Source organism: Wocania ichthyoenteri Th78 (assembly GCF_000789235.1).
Taxonomy (GTDB): domain Bacteria; phylum Bacteroidota; class Bacteroidia; order Flavobacteriales; family Flavobacteriaceae; genus Wocania_A; species Wocania_A ichthyoenteri.
This window is the reverse complement of record NZ_KN525716.1, coordinates 2,100,166-2,116,696: the sequence shown is the minus strand read 5'-3', so window position 1 is coordinate 2,116,696 and position 16,531 is coordinate 2,100,166. Positions and strand designations below refer to the sequence as shown.

General features: G+C 32.3%; 16 protein-coding genes and 1 tRNA gene. 12 read left to right on the top strand and 5 right to left on the bottom strand.

Annotation, left to right across the window (positions count from 1 at the left end; all coding sequences use genetic code 11):
- The first annotated feature begins 16 nt into the window (after positions 1-16).
- Positions 17-736, top strand: coding sequence for a DUF3298 and DUF4163 domain-containing protein (locus tag RG22_RS09255; protein WP_034042676.1), 720 nt, complete (start codon positions 17-19; stop codon positions 734-736).
- Here RG22_RS09255 and RG22_RS09250 read toward each other — a convergent pair.
- Positions 716-1,180, bottom strand: coding sequence for a DinB family protein (locus tag RG22_RS09250; RefSeq protein WP_034042674.1), 465 nt, complete (start codon positions 1,178-1,180; stop codon positions 716-718). The genes RG22_RS09255 and RG22_RS09250 overlap by 21 nt on opposite strands.
- Before the next feature lie 107 nt (positions 1,181-1,287).
- Between RG22_RS09250 and RG22_RS09245 the strand changes: the two genes are divergently transcribed.
- Positions 1,288-1,641 carry an arsenate reductase family protein gene (locus RG22_RS09245; protein ID WP_034042671.1) on the top strand — a complete coding sequence of 118 codons (354 nt, stop codon included), beginning with the start codon at positions 1,288-1,290 and terminating at the stop codon, positions 1,639-1,641.
- Positions 1,642-1,703: 62 nt separating this feature from the next.
- Here RG22_RS09245 and RG22_RS09240 read toward each other — a convergent pair.
- Together RG22_RS09240 and rseP are read right to left on the bottom strand one after the other, a co-directional pair.
- Positions 1,704-1,777: transfer RNA gene (locus tag RG22_RS09240), tRNA-Asn, on the bottom strand.
- 72 nt (positions 1,778-1,849) lie between these two features.
- Complete coding sequence (gene rseP, locus RG22_RS09235) at positions 1,850-3,190, bottom strand: RIP metalloprotease RseP (RefSeq protein ID WP_034042670.1); 1,341 nt, start codon at positions 3,188-3,190, stop codon at positions 1,850-1,852.
- A gap of 185 nt (positions 3,191-3,375) precedes the next feature.
- Between rseP and RG22_RS09230 the strand changes: the two genes are divergently transcribed.
- The 3 genes from RG22_RS09230 (at position 3,376) to feoB (ending at position 6,445) form a co-directional block, all read left to right on the top strand.
- Entirely contained in the window at positions 3,376-4,044 is a 669-nt protein-coding gene (locus tag RG22_RS09230; protein ID WP_034042668.1) for an SCO family protein, read from the top strand.
- Between the two features lie 72 nt (positions 4,045-4,116).
- Complete coding sequence (locus RG22_RS09225; RefSeq protein ID WP_034042666.1) at positions 4,117-4,353, top strand: FeoA family protein; 237 nt, start codon at positions 4,117-4,119, stop codon at positions 4,351-4,353.
- A complete protein-coding gene (feoB, locus tag RG22_RS09220; protein ID WP_034042664.1) occupies positions 4,346-6,445 on the top strand; it encodes a ferrous iron transport protein B in 2,100 nt (699 codons plus the stop codon). Before RG22_RS09225 ends, feoB begins: the two co-directional genes overlap by 8 nt.
- Positions 6,446-6,700: 255 nt before the next feature.
- On the opposite strand, the gene RG22_RS09215 is transcribed toward feoB, so the two are convergent.
- Entirely contained in the window at positions 6,701-8,728 is a 2,028-nt protein-coding gene (locus RG22_RS09215) for a S9 family peptidase (RefSeq protein WP_034042663.1), read from the bottom strand.
- 122 nt (positions 8,729-8,850) lie between these two features.
- Here RG22_RS09215 and RG22_RS09210 point away from each other — a divergent pair, with 122 nt between their 5' ends.
- The 7 genes from RG22_RS09210 to RG22_RS09180 all read left to right on the top strand — a co-directional run bounded on the left by RG22_RS09210 (position 8,851) and on the right by RG22_RS09180 (position 15,129).
- On the top strand, positions 8,851-9,510 hold the full coding sequence (locus tag RG22_RS09210; RefSeq protein ID WP_034042661.1) for a metal-dependent transcriptional regulator: 660 nt from the start codon (positions 8,851-8,853) through the stop codon (positions 9,508-9,510).
- Positions 9,497-10,294, top strand: coding sequence for a transporter (locus tag RG22_RS09205; RefSeq protein ID WP_034042659.1), 798 nt, complete (start codon positions 9,497-9,499; stop codon positions 10,292-10,294). Before RG22_RS09210 ends, RG22_RS09205 begins: the two co-directional genes overlap by 14 nt.
- A gap of 3 nt (positions 10,295-10,297) precedes the next feature.
- Positions 10,298-11,209, top strand: coding sequence for a metal ABC transporter solute-binding protein, Zn/Mn family (locus tag RG22_RS09200; RefSeq protein WP_034042657.1), 912 nt, complete (start codon positions 10,298-10,300; stop codon positions 11,207-11,209).
- Between the two features lie 180 nt (positions 11,210-11,389).
- Positions 11,390-12,127, top strand: a complete 738-nt coding sequence (locus RG22_RS09195; RefSeq protein WP_034042656.1) for a metal ABC transporter ATP-binding protein — start codon at positions 11,390-11,392, stop codon at positions 12,125-12,127.
- Positions 12,128-12,478: 351 nt separating this feature from the next.
- A complete protein-coding gene (locus tag RG22_RS09190) occupies positions 12,479-13,606 on the top strand; it encodes a metal ABC transporter permease (RefSeq protein ID WP_034042653.1) in 1,128 nt (375 codons plus the stop codon).
- Entirely contained in the window at positions 13,599-14,759 is a 1,161-nt protein-coding gene (locus RG22_RS09185; protein ID WP_034042651.1) for a metal ABC transporter permease, read from the top strand. The genes RG22_RS09190 and RG22_RS09185 overlap by 8 nt, the downstream gene beginning before the upstream one ends.
- A 10-nt stretch (positions 14,760-14,769) precedes the next feature.
- The gene (locus tag RG22_RS09180) at positions 14,770-15,129 is read left to right on the top strand and encodes a YraN family protein (RefSeq protein WP_034042649.1); all 360 of its coding nucleotides are present in this window, start codon (positions 14,770-14,772) and stop codon (positions 15,127-15,129) included.
- A 69-nt stretch (positions 15,130-15,198) separates the two neighbouring features.
- On the opposite strand, the gene RG22_RS09175 is transcribed toward RG22_RS09180, so the two are convergent.
- Complete coding sequence (locus tag RG22_RS09175) at positions 15,199-16,527, bottom strand: TlpA family protein disulfide reductase (RefSeq protein ID WP_034042647.1); 1,329 nt, start codon at positions 16,525-16,527, stop codon at positions 15,199-15,201.
- Positions 16,528-16,531: the final 4 nt, after the last annotated feature.

Genomic DNA, 16,531 nt, shown 5'->3' with positions numbered 1-16,531 from the left:
AGTTTATATTATACTTATGCTTAAACTTAAACCGCTTTTAGTTGTCTTCTTTTTTTGTTTGCTTTTAGGCTGTAAAAAGGATATGTCAATTGTTTTTTCAGAAACAAAACTCACTTCAGAAAATAACAGTATTGTTGATGTAAATATTCCATTAACAGACGAAAATAATGATATAGCTAAATCAATTAATTTGTCTATTAAAGACTATGTAATCGGTGCATTACAAATTGGAGAGCCTAATAATTCAAGTTCAAAATCTGTAGAAGAAAGTATTAAAAATTTTAATAACGAGTACAACAATTTTATAAACGATTTTCCTGAAAGCACTCAAGAATGGGAAGCACAAATTGATGGTGAAGTCATTTTAAAAACACAAGACATTATAAGTGTTTCTTTAACATCTTACACGAATACTGGTGGTGCTCACGGTAATTTAAATATTTCATTTTTAAATTTTGATGCGTCAACAGGAAAAATAATCGATAATGATAAATTATTTACAGATATTGAAGGGTTTAAAACCATTGTAAAAAAATATTTTGATGCATCAGCAGAAGGCAAAGACCTACTTTTTGACAGTGAAAATTTTCAACTTCCTGAAAATATTGGGTTTAGCGACGATGGTGTTATTTTACTTTACAACACCTACGAAATTGCACCTTACTCCACTGGTATTATAGAATTTAGTATTCCTATTGAAGAAGCTAATCCTTACTTAGTTTTTAATAGCTTTTAAAAGCGCCAAAACGTACCCGTAGTGAATGCCTTCGTGGGTAAGTATAAATTGTAACGCCTCATCAATATTATTTAAAGTATTTCCAGTTGTAGATACCGTATATGTATTATACGTCTTAAAAACGTTGTTGTTGTAATCCGCTTTTGTGTTTTCTAATGTAGAAAATAACAAACGTTTTATGTCGTTTACTTCATCTTGAGTTACATCGTTTTCTGGCTTTGTATCTTTTCTATATTTATTAATCATCTCATCTGAAAGTACCGATTGTAAACCCGACAACTTATAGGCCAATAATTGCTCTGAAACTACAACATGGGCAATATTCCATATAATATTATTATTAAACCCTTTTGGTACTTTGTTTAAATCTTCTAAAGTATTCTCATCGATTATTTTACTAAAAATAGTTCGTATATTATTTATAACCTGAAATGTAAAATCCATATTATTTATTTTTTTCGATAAATATAGTATTTATACTATAATTGCCTTTATTTGTTATTGAAATTCTTTAGATTTCCTTTTTCAAGAAAATAAAAAAACAAATAATCATGAAAAAAGTATACTATTTAAAAACCTGTAGCACTTGCATTAGAATTTTAAAAGATTTGAACTTGTCTTCTGAATTTGTTTTACAGGATATTAAAACTGAAGACATCACAGTTAAACAATTAGAGCAAATGAAAGCGCTTGCAGGAAGCTACGAAGCGCTTTTTAGTAAGCGTGCTAAACTTTACAAGGAAATGGATTTAAAAAACCAACAACTTGAAGAGCGCGATTATAAGCACTATATTTTAAATCATTACACCTTTTTAAGCAGACCTGTAATTATTATTGATGATGCTATTTTTATAGGGAATTCTAAAAAAGTTGTTGAAACGGTAAAAACACATTTATCTAAATAATTAAATTTTAAATAAAATCATGAAAAACAAAAAAGTCTAACATAAATGTTAGACTTTTTTTGCTCCTTCTCTTGGGCTCGAACCAAGGACCCTCTGATTAACAGTCAGATGCTCTAACCAACTGAGCTAAGAAGGAATATTTTTTCTGCGTTAGCGAGCGCAAATATATATTATTTTTTAATTACAGCAAATATAATAATTAAAAAAATTAATTAAAAATAGCTTTATAAATATCATTTCCGTTTGCAAATAAAACTAATGCAATCAATATAAAGAAACCAACCATTTGAGCATACTCCATAATCTTATCTCCTGGCTTTCTTCCAGAAATCATTTCATATAATAAAAACATAACATGACCACCATCTAAAGCCGGTATTGGCAATAGGTTTAAAACAGCTAACATAATTGATAAAAAAGCTGTAATACCCCAAAAAGCTTCCCAACTCCAGGTATCTGGAAAAATATCGAAAATAGCCTTAAAGCCACCTACTCCTTTATAAGCTCCCGTACTTGGGCTAAAAATGGCGCCTAATTGATCCCAATAAGACGTGATTTGGTTTATAAACTTGTTATAACCTACACCAAAGCTCTCTCCAAAAGAATACTTCTTTCTAGTAATAGATAAATACCCTAGCTCTTCATACATGTTATACGAACCAGTAGCAATAAAACCAAACTCTCCTTTATCATCAATTTGTAATTTAGTTTTAAATTCTTCTTTTCCTCTTAAAACATCAACAGTAACAACTTGACCCTTTAATGAATCCAAAACAGGTTTAAACTGATCAAAATATTTTATCTTTTCTCCATTAACTCCCGTAATAACATCCCCTTCTTTTAAATCTGTATTTTTGTTTAATGAAGAATCTCTTACTTTACCAAAAATAAAAGGTCTTCTTATTTCAAAAAGACTTCTGTCTTTACTTGTTGATAATTGCCCTAAAAAGTCTTCAGGAAATTGAATTGTTTTTTCAACACCATCTCTTTTAATTGTCACAGATTCTGCACCAATAATATTCCCTTTTATATCAAAATAGTTTTCAACTTTAACATCCCCTACAGCAACAACATTATCACCTGTTTTAAAACCTAAATCTTTTAACAATGGGTTATGTATGTGATATCCATCTTGAAAACTTGCCGCAGAAATATCGGTATCACCATAAAAAAATGATGCAAAAATATAAATGATTAAAGCTAACACGAAATTTACTGTTACCCCTCCCAACATAATAATTAAACGTTGCCATGTAGGTTTAGAGCGAAACTCCCAAGGTTGTGGTTCTTGTGCCATTTGCTCGGTATCCATACTTTCGTCAATCATACCCGAAATTTTCACATAACCTCCTAAAGGCAACCAACCTATACCATAAACAGTGTCACCTATTTTCTTTTTAAATAGCGAAAATTTTACATCAAAAAATAAATAAAACTTTTCTACTCTAGTTTTAAATGCTTTTGCTGGAATAAAATGACCTAATTCGTGCAAAACAATTAATAATGAAAGACTCAATAAAAATTGAGATATTTTAATAACAAACTCCATATGTCTTCTGTCAGATTTTTATAATCGCACAAAAGTAAGCTTTTAAACCAACTTTAAAAAGACTAATATTTAATGTCCCTTTTTTTAACATGAATTTAAGTTTAAGCAAAATCTTAATACTATAAATTTTTAGTCACGATTGATTCATTGTATTTTTGTAACAATCAATTTTTTAATGACTATAGATGTTTTCATTTTTTAAAGAATACAAAAAGTTTGCCGTTGTTTTTGCTATTATTTCAATCATTATAATTGTAATTATTTACAACACTCTAAATGTTTACAAACCGCTTCCTGTTTACCAACCTGCCATGGTTAGTACAGAGTTGGTAGATAGTACTATTCAACATCAAAAAAAATATCATAAAATTGCCGATTTTAAACTTATAAATCAAAACGGAAAAACCATTACTCAAAACGATTATAAGGATAAAATCTATGTTGCCGATTTCTTTTTTACGACCTGCCAAACTATTTGCCCGATTATGACAGGGCATATGGCTCAAATTCAAAAAGAGATTATAAACGATAATGATATTATGTTGCTTTCGCATACAGTAACTCCAGATATTGATACAGTTGCACAACTTAAAAGGTATGCAAAATCAAAAAATGTAAATGATGCCAAATGGAATTTGGTAACTGGTGATAAAAAGCAAATTTATGAGCTAGCTAGAAAAAGCTACTTAGCTGTTAAGGATAATGGTGATGCTTTTGATATGATTCATACCGAAAATTTCATGCTTATTGATAAGAAAAAACAAATTAGAGGGTTTTACGATGGTACAAATAAAGAAGATATTGAGCGCTTACTTGCTGATATTAAAATCCTAAAAAAAGAATATCAAAAATAGTTTTTAAGTTTCAATTTTTTTAGCCTAAATTTTTACCTTATTTTTGCTTCTTTAAAATCAATCTAAATAAGCTTGCAAGAGACATTAGCAAATTTAAAACGTGGAGAACGAGGCATTATTACTGATGTTTCATCCATTCATATTCCTTTAAAACTTTTAGAAATGGGGTGTTTACCAGGAAATTCTGTGCAACTTTTACAGCTTGCTCCCTTTCAAGACCCTATGTATTTAAATATTAATGGTACGCATTTGGCAATAAGAAAAGAGACTGCTATTCACATTTTAATAGACAAAATAGCACATGAGTAAGCAAATAAACGTTGCCTTAATAGGAAACCCAAACACAGGAAAAACCTCTGTTTTTAATGCGCTTACAGGCTTAAACCAAAAAGTTGGTAATTACCCTGGCATTACAGTTGAAAAAAAAGAAGGTGTTTGCAAATTACCTCGTGGTGTTAAAGCCCATATTATTGATTTACCCGGAACTTATAGTTTAAATGCTTCATCACTTGATGAAAACGTTGTTATTGAATTACTTCTTAATAAAAACGATAAGGATTTTCCTGATATTGCTGTTGTTGTTAGTGACGTAGAAAACCTTAAAAGAAACTTACTGCTTTTTACTCAAATTAAAGATTTAGAAATTCCAACGGTACTAGTTATTAATATGGCAGATCGTATGAATTATAAAGGAATTTCTTTAGATATACCTTATTTAGAAGAGCATTTAGAAACCAAAATAGCCTTAGTAAGCACAAGAAAAAATCAAGGTATAGATCATTTAAAAGATTTAATTGCTAACTATAAAGACATCTCTGTGACACCTTGCATTGATGCTTCTGAAATTGATGCAGAATATTTTGGCAACTTAAAAAAAGCCTTTCCAAATCAGTTATTATACAAACTTTGGCTAGTTATTACACAAGATGTAAACTTTGGAAAAACCGATAGAAACGAAATTGATGACGTTACCGACTTTAAAACAAAAAGCAAAGGTGATTTAAAACGTTTACAGCAAAAAGAAACCATTAAGCGTTATCAGTTTATAAACAACATACTTAAAAAAGGGCAAACTATTGATGCCTCTCAAGCAAAAGATTTGCGGGCAAAACTAGATAGAGTTTTAACCCATAAAATATGGGGTTATCTTATTTTCTTTGTTATTTTACTAACTATTTTTCAAGCTATTTACGATTGGTCTAGCGTCCCTATGGACTTTATCGATAGTGTTTTTGCATCGTTAAGCGAATGGACAAAAACGCAATTACCTAAAGGCGCTTTCACCAATTTACTTGCCGAAGGAATCATTCCAGGTCTTGGTGGTATCGTTATATTTATTCCACAAATTGCCTTTTTATTTTTATTCATCGCTGTACTTGAAGAAAGCGGCTATATGAGTCGTGTGGTTTTTTTAATGGATAGAGTTATGCGTCGTTTTGGTTTAAGTGGCAAAAGTGTAGTGCCTTTAATTTCTGGTACAGCTTGCGCTATTCCAGCTATTATGGCAACACGAAATATTGAAAGTTGGAAAGAACGATTAATTACCATTCTAGTAACACCTTTTACAACGTGTTCAGCAAGACTTCCTGTATACCTAATTATTATTGCCTTGGTGATTCCTGAAGGACGATTTTTAGGATTAGGCTATCAAGCATTAACACTAATGCTCTTGTATCTTATTGGTTTTGGTGCTGCAGTAATTTCAGCTTATATTCTAAACAAAATATTAAAAATAAAAAGCAAATCGTTTTTTGTTGTTGAAATGCCAAATTATAAACTTCCGTTAATTAAAAATGTAGCCTTAACTGTTGTAGAAAAAACAAAATCATTTGTTTTTGGAGCTGGAAAAATCATTCTTGCCATATCAGTAGTATTATGGTTTTTAGCATCTTACGGCCCTGGAAAAGCATTTAATGATGCTGAAAACATTGTAAAAACTGAATACGCGTCGCAAAACTTAAGTGAAGACGAATTACAGCAACACATAGCATCACATAAGTTAGAACATTCGTTTATTGGCATTACAGGAAGAGCTATTGAACCTGCAATACGGCCATTGGGTTACGATTGGAAAATTGGTATTGCCATCGTTAGTAGTTTTGCTGCTCGTGAAGTGTTTGTGGGAACACTAGCAACTATTTATAGCGTTGGAAGCGACGAAGAAGAAACCATTAAAAACCGAATGGCAGGAGAAGTTAATCCTATTTTAGGCGGCCCATTATTTAACTTTGCATCGGGTATTTCATTATTATTATTTTATGCTTTTGCAATGCAATGTATGAGTACGCTTGCTATTGTTAAACGAGAGACTAATAGCTGGAAATGGCCAACCCTACAGCTCGTTATTATGAGTGCTTTTGCTTATATAGTAGCTTTAATTGCATTTCAGATTTTGAAATAAATCGTCACTGTGAGGAGCTTTTGCAACGTGGCAATCTTTTAAATCTAAATAAAATTGTTTAATTTAATACATTCTAAAAAATCATTTATTTTAGGAGTGGTTTACAAGGAAATATGAATACTATTATACAGAACATATTAGCTTTTACAGTACTTGCTTTTGCATTAATTTTTATAGTAAAAAAATTCATTTGGAAACCAAAGAAAAAAACCTCCAAAGCTTGCGGAACTGATGATGGCTGTGGGTGCCATTAAATCATTCATTAAACTTATCAAACCATGCCAAAGTATGTCCTACCTTACTAATTAAGTTACTTGGTTTACTAGCAATACCATGAGAAGCATCAGGAATTTCAACTAAAACAGTTTCAATTTTTCGTAACTTTAAAGCATGATAAAGCTGTTTAGCTTCACTTGGTGGTGTCCGTAAATCATTCATCCCAACCATTACCATTGTTGGTGTTTCAATATTTCCAACTAAAGATATTGGCGAAAATTTCCAATAGGTTTCAAAATTTTCCCAAGGTTGCCCCGGATAACGCGAGTTTGCATAGCCAAAATAATTATCGGCAACTAGCGTTTTACTAATCCAATTCATAACAGGTTTAGCAACTACAGCAGCTTTAAATCGGTTGTTTTTTCCAATAATCCACGCCGTCATAATACCGCCTGCGCTTCCGCCGGTAACAAAAAGTTTATTGTTATCTACGATGCCTTTTTCAACCAAATAATCAACACCATCCATAACATCGTTATAATCTTCTCCTGGATAATTATTATATAATAAGTTTGCAAATTCTTCGCCATAACTTGTGCTTCCACGTGGATTTGGATAAAAAACTACATAACCCTCGGCAGCATACAATTGAATTTCTGCTGTAAACCTATCGCCATAATTTAAGATTGGTCCACCATGATTTTCAACCAATAAAGGATATTTTTTTGATGCATCATAAAAAGGTGGCTTCACAATCCAACCCTGAATTTCTCTATCATCAAAAGATGATTTATACCAAACTTCTTCGGTTTGTCCCAATTCACAAAAATTTAAAACATCTTCATTTAAATTTGTAATACGCTTTATAGATTTTTTATTCTGAATAACAGCTAAATCTGCAGGATGGTTTGGAGTAGATTGCGTAAAAGCAATATCGCCATTTTTTGAAACCGAATAGGTGCCAGAAGCATAAGGGCGTCCAATAGTTGTTCCTCCTAAATTATCTGCAAGTTTTGTTATTTCCCCTGGGATAGTTATATGAGCAACTTTAGAATTTCCTTTATCATCATAAGTAAAATACAAGCCTTTTCCTGAGTTATCCCAAGAAATATTAGACACACTTCTATCTAAATTTGAAGAAATAATTCGCCTTTTACTCCCATCAGAATTCATTATGTTTAATTGCGTGGTTTGAAACGTTTGTACTTTGTCTTTATACGATAAAAAAGCAACTGTTTTTCCATCGGGCGATACTTTTGGCGAGTAATCTGGTCCATTTTGAGTAGTAAGCGCATTAATATTTTTTGTACTTATATCTACTTTATATACTTCGCTATTTCTAAACTCATATTCCCAATTATCGCTTCTATTAGCTGAAAAATAAATAGTTTGCCCGTTAAGAGAAAAAGAAAAATTTCCGCTATGATTATAATTACCCGAAGTAATTTGCCTTGGCGTTCCACCATCAGCTGGAATTGTAAAAATATGAGTGAATCCAGGTTCCATATAGCCTTTTCCGTCTGCTTCGTGCTTCAATCGGTCAGTTATTCTAGCTGATTTAGCCCATATTGCACCTTTTGGTTTGGCAGGCATTTTTATAACTACTGGTGCTTTTTCCGAAACAAACATAGTAAATGCGAGCTGTTTTCCATCAGGCGACCAAGTTAATGATGCTGGAGATTTTTCTAACTGAGATAGTTTGGCGATTTGTCCAGAATTAACCCAAAACATATATAATTCAGAGCCTTCTTCTGTTGAGCTTGCAAATGCAATTCTATCTCCATTTGGCGACCAACATGCTTGTGATTCGTTAACTTCTCTTGAGGTTAATTTTCTATGTGAAGTGCCATCTGTATTTGTAATCCAAAGATTACCCTTAGCCTTATCCTTCATAATATCAAATCCATTTCTTCTGTAAATAATTTGTGTTCCATTAGGAGAAATTTGGGGATCTGACACCCATTCTAGCTGAAAAACATCCAACGGCTTAAAAGGTTCTTTCTTAATTTGACCACATACAGTATTGACAAATACTGCTGATACTAGAAAAACAACGAAACGATTCATATACAAGTTTTTATTAAAAAGCTTAAAGTTAATAATTATAGTGTTTGGTTTGAGAATTAATTTTTTTAGTTATATTTGAAAAATATTTAAGCAAGCTTAAATATTTAATTAAACAAGCAACAATGTCGATAGCAGTAGAAAATTTTGTAAAAGCCATTTACAAAAACGATAAGAATGACAGTAACGATACCAAACCTGGAAACATCGCTAAGAAGCTTGGTATATCTAACGCGGCTGCTACAGATATGGCTAAGAAATTAGCGACTAAAAACTTGCTCCATTACGAGAAATATCAAGAATTAAAACTTACTGAAAAAGGCACAAAAATGGCACTTAATGTAGTGCGAAAACACAGGCTATGGGAATCTTTATTGTTTAGAATGTTTGATATGTCTTTACACGAAATTCATAGAGAATCTGAATTATTAGAGCATCAAACATCCGATTTTTTAGCAAATAAAATTAGTGCCTACTTAGGCAATCCTAAGTTCGATCCGCATGGAGATCCAATTCCAAATGCACAAGGAGAAATCACTACGAAAGACACATCAATTGCATTGTCTAATTCGAAAGAAGGAAAGACTTATACCATATCACGATTAATGAGTGATGACAAAGAGTTTTTTGATTTTTGTGCTTTAAACGGATTGAAATATGGTAATACTGTTGTGGTAACCAAACAATTCAGCAAAAATAAAATGACTCAAATTTTAATAAACAATAACACTATTCTTTTAAATGAAGATTTTACAAACATTATTTACGTCAATGAAACTAACTAAATTTTTATTTCTTACTTTATTAGTAAGTTCACTATCAACTCTTGCACAAGAAGAAACCACTCTTGGTGCGCTTATTACAGATAGACCAGATGCTACCGAATCTCCTACAGCAATGCCTAAAGGATTTTTACAAATAGAAACTGGTGCTTTTTATGAATCTTTTGAAAACAATAATATTAAAACAGAAGATTTCACTTTTAATACAACCTTAATTCGATACGGTTTATTAGATAACCTAGAATTACGTTTAGGCTGGGATTTTGTAGAGGGCAAGACTAAAATTAACGGAAATACTTTAAACAATGTTTCAAGTGGATTCAATCCGTTATTATTAGGTTTCAAAACAGGTATAGCAAAAGAAAATGGTTGTTTTCCCGAAATAGGTTTTTTAGGTCATTTATATTTACCTTTTTCAGCGAGTACAGATTATAAGCCAGAAACTACAGGTGTTGATTTTAGATTTGCATTTGCACATACACTAAATGAAAACGCTAGTTTATCATACAATCTTGGTGCGGCTTGGGGAAATGATTCCCCCGAAACCTCTTATGTTTACACCATTGCTTACGGACACAGCATTACTGATAAGTTAGGCGCTTATGCGGAATTGTACGGAGACTTGCCAGAAAACAATAAAGCCAACCATCTTTGGGATGCTGGTTTAACCTATTTGATAAACAACAATGTGCAATTAGATGCCACTGTTGGGTCAAGCATCACAAAAGGGCAAGACATATTATTAAGTGCTGGAGTAAGTTTCAGAATACCTTCAAATAAAAATTAAAACATGAAAAAAAATATACTTTTAATTCTTATAATAGCAATTGTTTTTAGCTGTAAAAACAATAAACAAGAAAACGGAAAACTCAATATTGTAACCACAACCACAATGATAACAGATTTGGTAAAAAACATTGGTGGCGATTTTGTTAATTTACAAGGTTTAATGGGAAGCGGTGTAGATCCGCATTTGTATAAAGCAAGTGAAGGCGATGTATCTAAACTAGTAAATGCCGACATTATTTTTTATAACGGATTACATCTTGAAGGAAAGTTAGTTGAAGTGTTTGAAAAAATGGGAAGCAAAACAAAAACACCTATTGCGTTAGCTGAAGAAATTGATAAAACCACCTTGATTGGCTCAGATTATTTTGCATCAAATTACGATCCTCATGTGTGGTTTAATATTGAATATTTTAAACTGTTTGCTAAAAAAGCAACTACCATATTATCAGAAAAAGATCCAAAAAATACAGTTAATTATACTGAAAATGAGAAGCAGTATTTAGCGAAATTAGATGTCCTTCAAAATAAAGTTAAAAGTATCATTGAAACACTTCCTAAAGAAAAAAGAATATTAGTCACAGCACATGATGCCTTTAATTATTTTGGAAAAAATTACGGTTTCGAAGTTGTAGGATTACAAGGTTTATCAACAGCAACCGAAGCTGGTGTTAAAGATGTTCAGAAATTAGCTAAATTTATTATTGAAAAAAATGTGAAAGCTATTTTTGTAGAAAGTTCTGTCCCGAAGCGCACTATTGAAGCGTTACAAGCCGCAGTAAATTCAAAAGGGCATAACGTAAAAATTGGCGGCACACTATATTCTGATGCTTTAGGAAACGATGGAACAGTTGAAGGAACCTATATTGGAATGTTTGAGTATAATGTAAATACTATTGTTAATGCATTAAAATAGGTTTTCCGTCGCAGTCGGAAAATATCAAAAATTCAGAAATAATGAGTGAAGATATGAAGCTACGCTTCACACCTTAAAGCACGAAATCTCGAAACCGAATGATGCTTTAATAATTTCCTGATTTTGATTTAATTTTGGTTCGTTTTGTATCAAAACAAAATGAACATTAAGATATAAAAGATGAAACAGAACATCGCAGTACAAGTAGACGATTTAACCGTTGCATACAATTACAAACCCGTACTTTGGGACATCGATTTAGAAATCCCTGAAGGTGTACTTATGGCAATTGTTGGGCCTAATGGCGCAGGAAAATCAACACTAATAAAAGCTATTCTAGGCATTTTAAAACCTATAGCTGGAAGCGTTAGTATTTACGGAAAACCTTATAAGCAACAGCGGAAATTAGTCGCTTACGTGCCACAAAAAGGAAGTGTGGACTGGGATTTTCCAACCACCGCTTTAGATGTTGTAATGATGGGAACTTACGGCAGTTTAGGTTGGATAAAACGCCCTCGCCAAAAAGAAAAAAAAGCAGCCCTTGAAGCTTTAGAAAAAGTAGGCATGCTAGCTTTTAAAAGCCGACAAATAAGTCAGCTTTCTGGGGGACAACAACAGCGCATTTTTTTAGCTAGAGCATTAGTCCAAAATGCCTCAATTTATTTTATGGATGAGCCATTTCAAGGCGTTGATGCCACAACCGAAATTGCCATTATTAATATTTTAAAAGAATTACGAAAAGCAGGAAAAACGGTAATCGTTGTTCATCATGACTTACAAACCGTTCCCGAATATTTCGATTGGGTTACTTTTTTAAATGTAAAGAAAATTGCAACTGGACCAGTTAAAGATATTTTTAACGATGATAATTTAACCAAAACTTATGGTATTAACTATAAAGTAAGTATTCAAGAGTAAATTGAGTTGGCAGTCACAGTTTACAGTGTTTACTCAAATAGTAAAAACAAAAAATAACACAGCTAAGAAACACAAACATCGCAAAAAAATAAAAGTCCCAAATCAATTCGCAGAATTGACTGTCAAGGTGCAGAATAGATGAAGAAAAGCAGGAGAACAAAAGTTCGACGCGGAGTTTTCAAATCGGTTTTCAGTTTTTACTGAAAAATTCCTCAGCTTGAACTTGATTTTTTGGCTTGGTTTATCCTGAGCGCAGTCTAAGGGTTTTGTATCAAGACAAAATGAACAAAAATAAATTCAAAAAAGATTAAAAATTAATTAAATAGATTTCTGCTTCGCAGGAATGGCAAAATGAATTTACAGGAATATTTTTCTTTAGTATTTAGTGATTACACACTACGAACCATCACACTCGGAACAGCTATTTTAGGTGCAGTAACTGGCATGCTTGGTAGTTTTGCAGTACTCCGAAAACAAAGCCTTTTAGGCGATGCTATTTCGCACGCAGCCTTACCAGGGATTGCAATTGCATTTTTAATTACAGGCGCAAAAGATAGCAATACATTGCTTTTAGGAGCTTTGGTAAGCGGACTAATTGGTACATTTTGGATTCGAGGAATCATCACCAAAACACATTTAAAATCAGATACGGCGCTAGGTTTAATACTCTCTTTATTCTTTGGGTTTGGAATGTTACTACTTACATTCATTCAAAAACAACCTAATGCAAACCAAGCAGGTTTAGATAAATATTTATTTGGTCAAGCCGCAACATTGGTTGAAAGTGATGTATGGCTTATGGCAATAATAACGGGAATATGTCTAATTGTTTTACTTCTTTTTTGGAAAGAGTTTAAACTCCTATTGTTTGATGCAGATTACACTAAAACACTTGGATTCAATACTAAATTTATTGATATACTAATTACTACATTTATTGTTTTAGCCATCGTTTTAGGCTTACAAACTGTTGGTGTAGTTTTAATGAGCGCGATGTTATTAGCACCTGCAGCAGCTGCGAGACAATGGACAAATAGTTTGAGTACCATGGTTTTTCTTGCTGCTATTTTTGGAGCTTTTTCAGGGGTTTTCGGAACCGCAATTAGTGCCAGTCAAAACAACCTATCCACAGGGCCTGTTATTGTTTTAGTTGCGGCTGTATTTGTAGTGTTTTCGTTTATATTCTCTCCAAGTCGTGGTCTATTATTTAAGCAAATTCGTTTTATAAAAAACAGACGCGATTTAGAGCTTCATAAAACGTTGGCTTTTATGTATCATATTGCTGAAACACATGAAAATATTTCACACCCGCATGCTATTAAGTTATTAAATAATTTTCAAGGTTTCACTCGAAAAACACTTCAAAAGCTAGTAGAGAAAGATTTTGTGATACTTGATGGATCTATGTGGAGCTTAACAAAGACTGGTTTTGAAACTGCTTCAAATCTATATACTAAACAAATAACTCAAGATGAATAGTGCTCAAATTGAAATACAATTAATTGCTAGTTTAGTGGCTATGGCTTGCGCTATTCCAGGCACATTTTTAGTGCTTCGAAAAATGGCAATGATAAGCGATGCTATTAGCCATTCCATCTTACCAGGAATTGTTATTGGCTTTTTTATTACACAAGATCTTAATTCACCTTTATTAATTTTATTAGCTGCTTTTACAGGGATTATTACGGTAGTTTTAGTTGAATATATTCAAAAAACAGGGTTGGTAAAAGAAGATACAGCCATTGGCTTAGTGTTCCCAGCTTTGTTTAGTATTGGTGTTATTATGATAGCAAAAAACGCCAACGATGTCCATTTGGATGTTGATGCCGTTTTATTAGGTGAATTGGCTTTTGCCCCTTTTGACAGATTACTGATTTCTGGAGTTGATGTTGGGTCAAAATCTTTATGGATTATAGGCAGTATTTTAGTTATTACCATTACATTATTAATTGCTTTTTTCAAGGAATTAAAAGTAAGCACATTTGATGCAGGTTTAGCAGCGTCGCTTGGTTTTTCACCTGCGGTTATTCATTACGGTTTGATGTCGGTATCGTCAGTAACAACCGTTGGTGCTTTTGATGCTGTTGGCGCAATTTTAGTAGTTGCACTTATGATTGCACCAGCGGCAACCGCATATCTTTTAACAACCAATTTAAAGAAAATGCTCGTTCTTGCCATAACTTTTGGAGTCTTCAGTGCCATTTCTGGCTATTGGTTTGCGCATTGGCTCGATGCCTCAATTGCTGGCTCCATAACAACCATGTTAGGATTACTCTTTTTAGTTGTGTATTTATTTGCACCAAGCAAAGGTATTATTGCGGTACTTTACAGAGAAAAACAACAGCGTACCGAAGTATCATTACTTACTTTTTTACTGCATTTAAAAAATCATAACGAAGAAGAAGAGCGTCACGTAAATCATTTAAACGAACATATTAATTGGCAAAAAGTACGCTCTAAAACCGTGTTAGAATTGGCCATTAAAAATAATATGATTTCAATTGAAAATAACATTGTGTCCTTAACCGAAAAAGGAGACGATTTTACCTCTCAAGCTATTGATTATATTATTACCAACGAAGATGCTGAAATTGAGCACATGAAAGACGATTTCTTTTTGTTTAGAGGGTAAATAATTAACCATGGCACAGCACAACGAACTCGGTAAAAAAGGCGAACAATTAGCAGTCGATTTTCTGTTGAAAAACGGATACGACATCATTGAACGCAACTACCGTTTTGATAAAGCCGAAGTTGATATTATTGCACAAAAGAAAGAGGTACTTGCTATTGTAGAAGTTAAAACAAGATCGACAACCGATTTTGGAAATCCGCAAGATTTTGTAAAACCGAAACAAATTCAACGACTCGTAAAAGCGGTTGATGAATATGTTACTGTAAATGATTTGGATGTAGAAGTACGTTTTGATATTGTCGCTATTGTTAAAGAAAAGAACAAGTATAATATTGAGCATTTAGAAAATGCTTTTTATCATTTTTAATGTTTTTATCATCCTAAACCATCACACTAAGCACAGGCTAATACTTCGCTCCTCGTTATGACGTTTATTTTATTCTTCAGTAAAAAATATTTTTAAAGCCTCGACATCTTCTGGTTTTTCAATAATTTTTTTGTCTTTATTTAAAACAAAATAAGTTGGTGTTGCTGTTACAGCATAGTCATTCCCTATTTTATTATCCCATTTACCTTCACCGTAAACATGAATAAACTCAGGATATTTTTTTGTTAAGACCTTCCATTCATTAGGTTCTTCTTCTAGCCCAATAGCAATTACTTTTATTCTACCTTCTTTTTGTTTTTTTAAAAAAGCTTGTAATTGAGGGATTTCATCTAAACAATGCGAGCATGTACTACTCCAAAACACAACGACATAATTTTCAGCAATATTTAACGAGCTTAACTTTTTAGTGATTTTTTTAGAATCTTTTTCAGTTTCAAACAAAAAATCTGGTGCTTTACTTCCTATAGAAGTGTTTTTAAACAGTATTAACCCTTTAACTAATTCTTCATCATTTAACTTTTTAGCAACATCCACTAAGTAAGTTTCTGAAATATAATTTGCTACATTTTCAAATCCTAAATCTATCATTTGTTGCCATAAATCTACCAATAGAACCCTTTTAGTTTCATTTGGTGCATTTTTCATAGCATTGCAAAAAACATCGATATTGTTTTTATAATTTGTGACTTCGTCTACATCTTCAGACGACATTCCGAACACATAATTTAGCATCCGTTCATCAAAAAAATTAGAGCTTTGTAGTGTTTCATTATTAAAATCTACATAATCAAAATAGTGAGTTTTTAAATGACCTATATAAGTTTTTACATCCTCGAATGATTTAGGAATATATGGTCTATTTGCTTTAATAAATTGCAACGCTATAGTGCCTTTGGCTAAGGCCTCAAAACTAGATTGTGCTTCACGCTGTGTTTTAAAAATAGACTTTAAAGCTAGAGTATCTTTACTTTCTTCTCTATAAAAATTACCGATACTATGCGTTATCATCGACATACTATTTTTGTAAGATGCCAATAATTTGTTTTCTGATGAGGATTGAAAATCGACACCAGTTTCAGAATTAAACGTAAATTCTATATTTTCTTTTCCGTTGTAAATAACATCAAAATTATAGTCTTCTTGCGGAATGGCATAAACGATTCTGTACATGCCTTTTGTTGCTGTAGAATCTAATTTAAGTTCGAGAATTCCATCTTTAATTTCAGAGTTTGTAAAGTACTCTGAAACTGTTGGCGTGACTTTATACAACAGTGCAATATTGTAATCTTCGGCTGGAGAAAATGTGCCTTTAATAGTGTGTTGCCCAAAAAAAATATTTGGCAGTAGAACTGCTAAAGCAACAATTCGTTTTAACATGAGT

Excerpts from the sequence above, each read along its gene's own strand:
- RG22_RS09250 (WP_034042674.1), bottom strand. The coding sequence starts at position 1,180 with ATGGATTTTACATTTCAGGTTATAAATAATATACGAACTATTTTTAGT.
- RG22_RS09195 (WP_034042656.1), top strand. The coding sequence starts at position 11,390 with ATGAAACAGAACATCGCAGTACAAGTAGACGATTTAACCGTTGCATAC.
- RG22_RS09245 (WP_034042671.1), top strand. The coding sequence starts at position 1,288 with ATGAAAAAAGTATACTATTTAAAAACCTGTAGCACTTGCATTAGAATT.
- RG22_RS09175 (WP_034042647.1), bottom strand. The coding sequence starts at position 16,527 with ATGTTAAAACGAATTGTTGCTTTAGCAGTTCTACTGCCAAATATTTTT.
- feoB (WP_034042664.1), top strand. The coding sequence starts at position 4,346 with ATGAGTAAGCAAATAAACGTTGCCTTAATAGGAAACCCAAACACAGGA.
- RG22_RS09210 (WP_034042661.1), top strand. The coding sequence starts at position 8,851 with ATGTCGATAGCAGTAGAAAATTTTGTAAAAGCCATTTACAAAAACGAT.
- RG22_RS09180 (WP_034042649.1), top strand. The coding sequence starts at position 14,770 with ATGGCACAGCACAACGAACTCGGTAAAAAAGGCGAACAATTAGCAGTC.
- RG22_RS09190 (WP_034042653.1), top strand. The coding sequence starts at position 12,479 with ATGAATTTACAGGAATATTTTTCTTTAGTATTTAGTGATTACACACTA.
- rseP (WP_034042670.1), bottom strand. The coding sequence starts at position 3,190 with ATGGAGTTTGTTATTAAAATATCTCAATTTTTATTGAGTCTTTCATTA.
- RG22_RS09255 (WP_034042676.1), top strand. The coding sequence starts at position 17 with ATGCTTAAACTTAAACCGCTTTTAGTTGTCTTCTTTTTTTGTTTGCTT.
- RG22_RS09230 (WP_034042668.1), top strand. The coding sequence starts at position 3,376 with ATGTTTTCATTTTTTAAAGAATACAAAAAGTTTGCCGTTGTTTTTGCT.
- RG22_RS09205 (WP_034042659.1), top strand. The coding sequence starts at position 9,497 with ATGAAACTAACTAAATTTTTATTTCTTACTTTATTAGTAAGTTCACTA.
- RG22_RS09200 (WP_034042657.1), top strand. The coding sequence starts at position 10,298 with ATGAAAAAAAATATACTTTTAATTCTTATAATAGCAATTGTTTTTAGC.
- RG22_RS09185 (WP_034042651.1), top strand. The coding sequence starts at position 13,599 with ATGAATAGTGCTCAAATTGAAATACAATTAATTGCTAGTTTAGTGGCT.
- RG22_RS09215 (WP_034042663.1), bottom strand. The coding sequence starts at position 8,728 with ATGAATCGTTTCGTTGTTTTTCTAGTATCAGCAGTATTTGTCAATACT.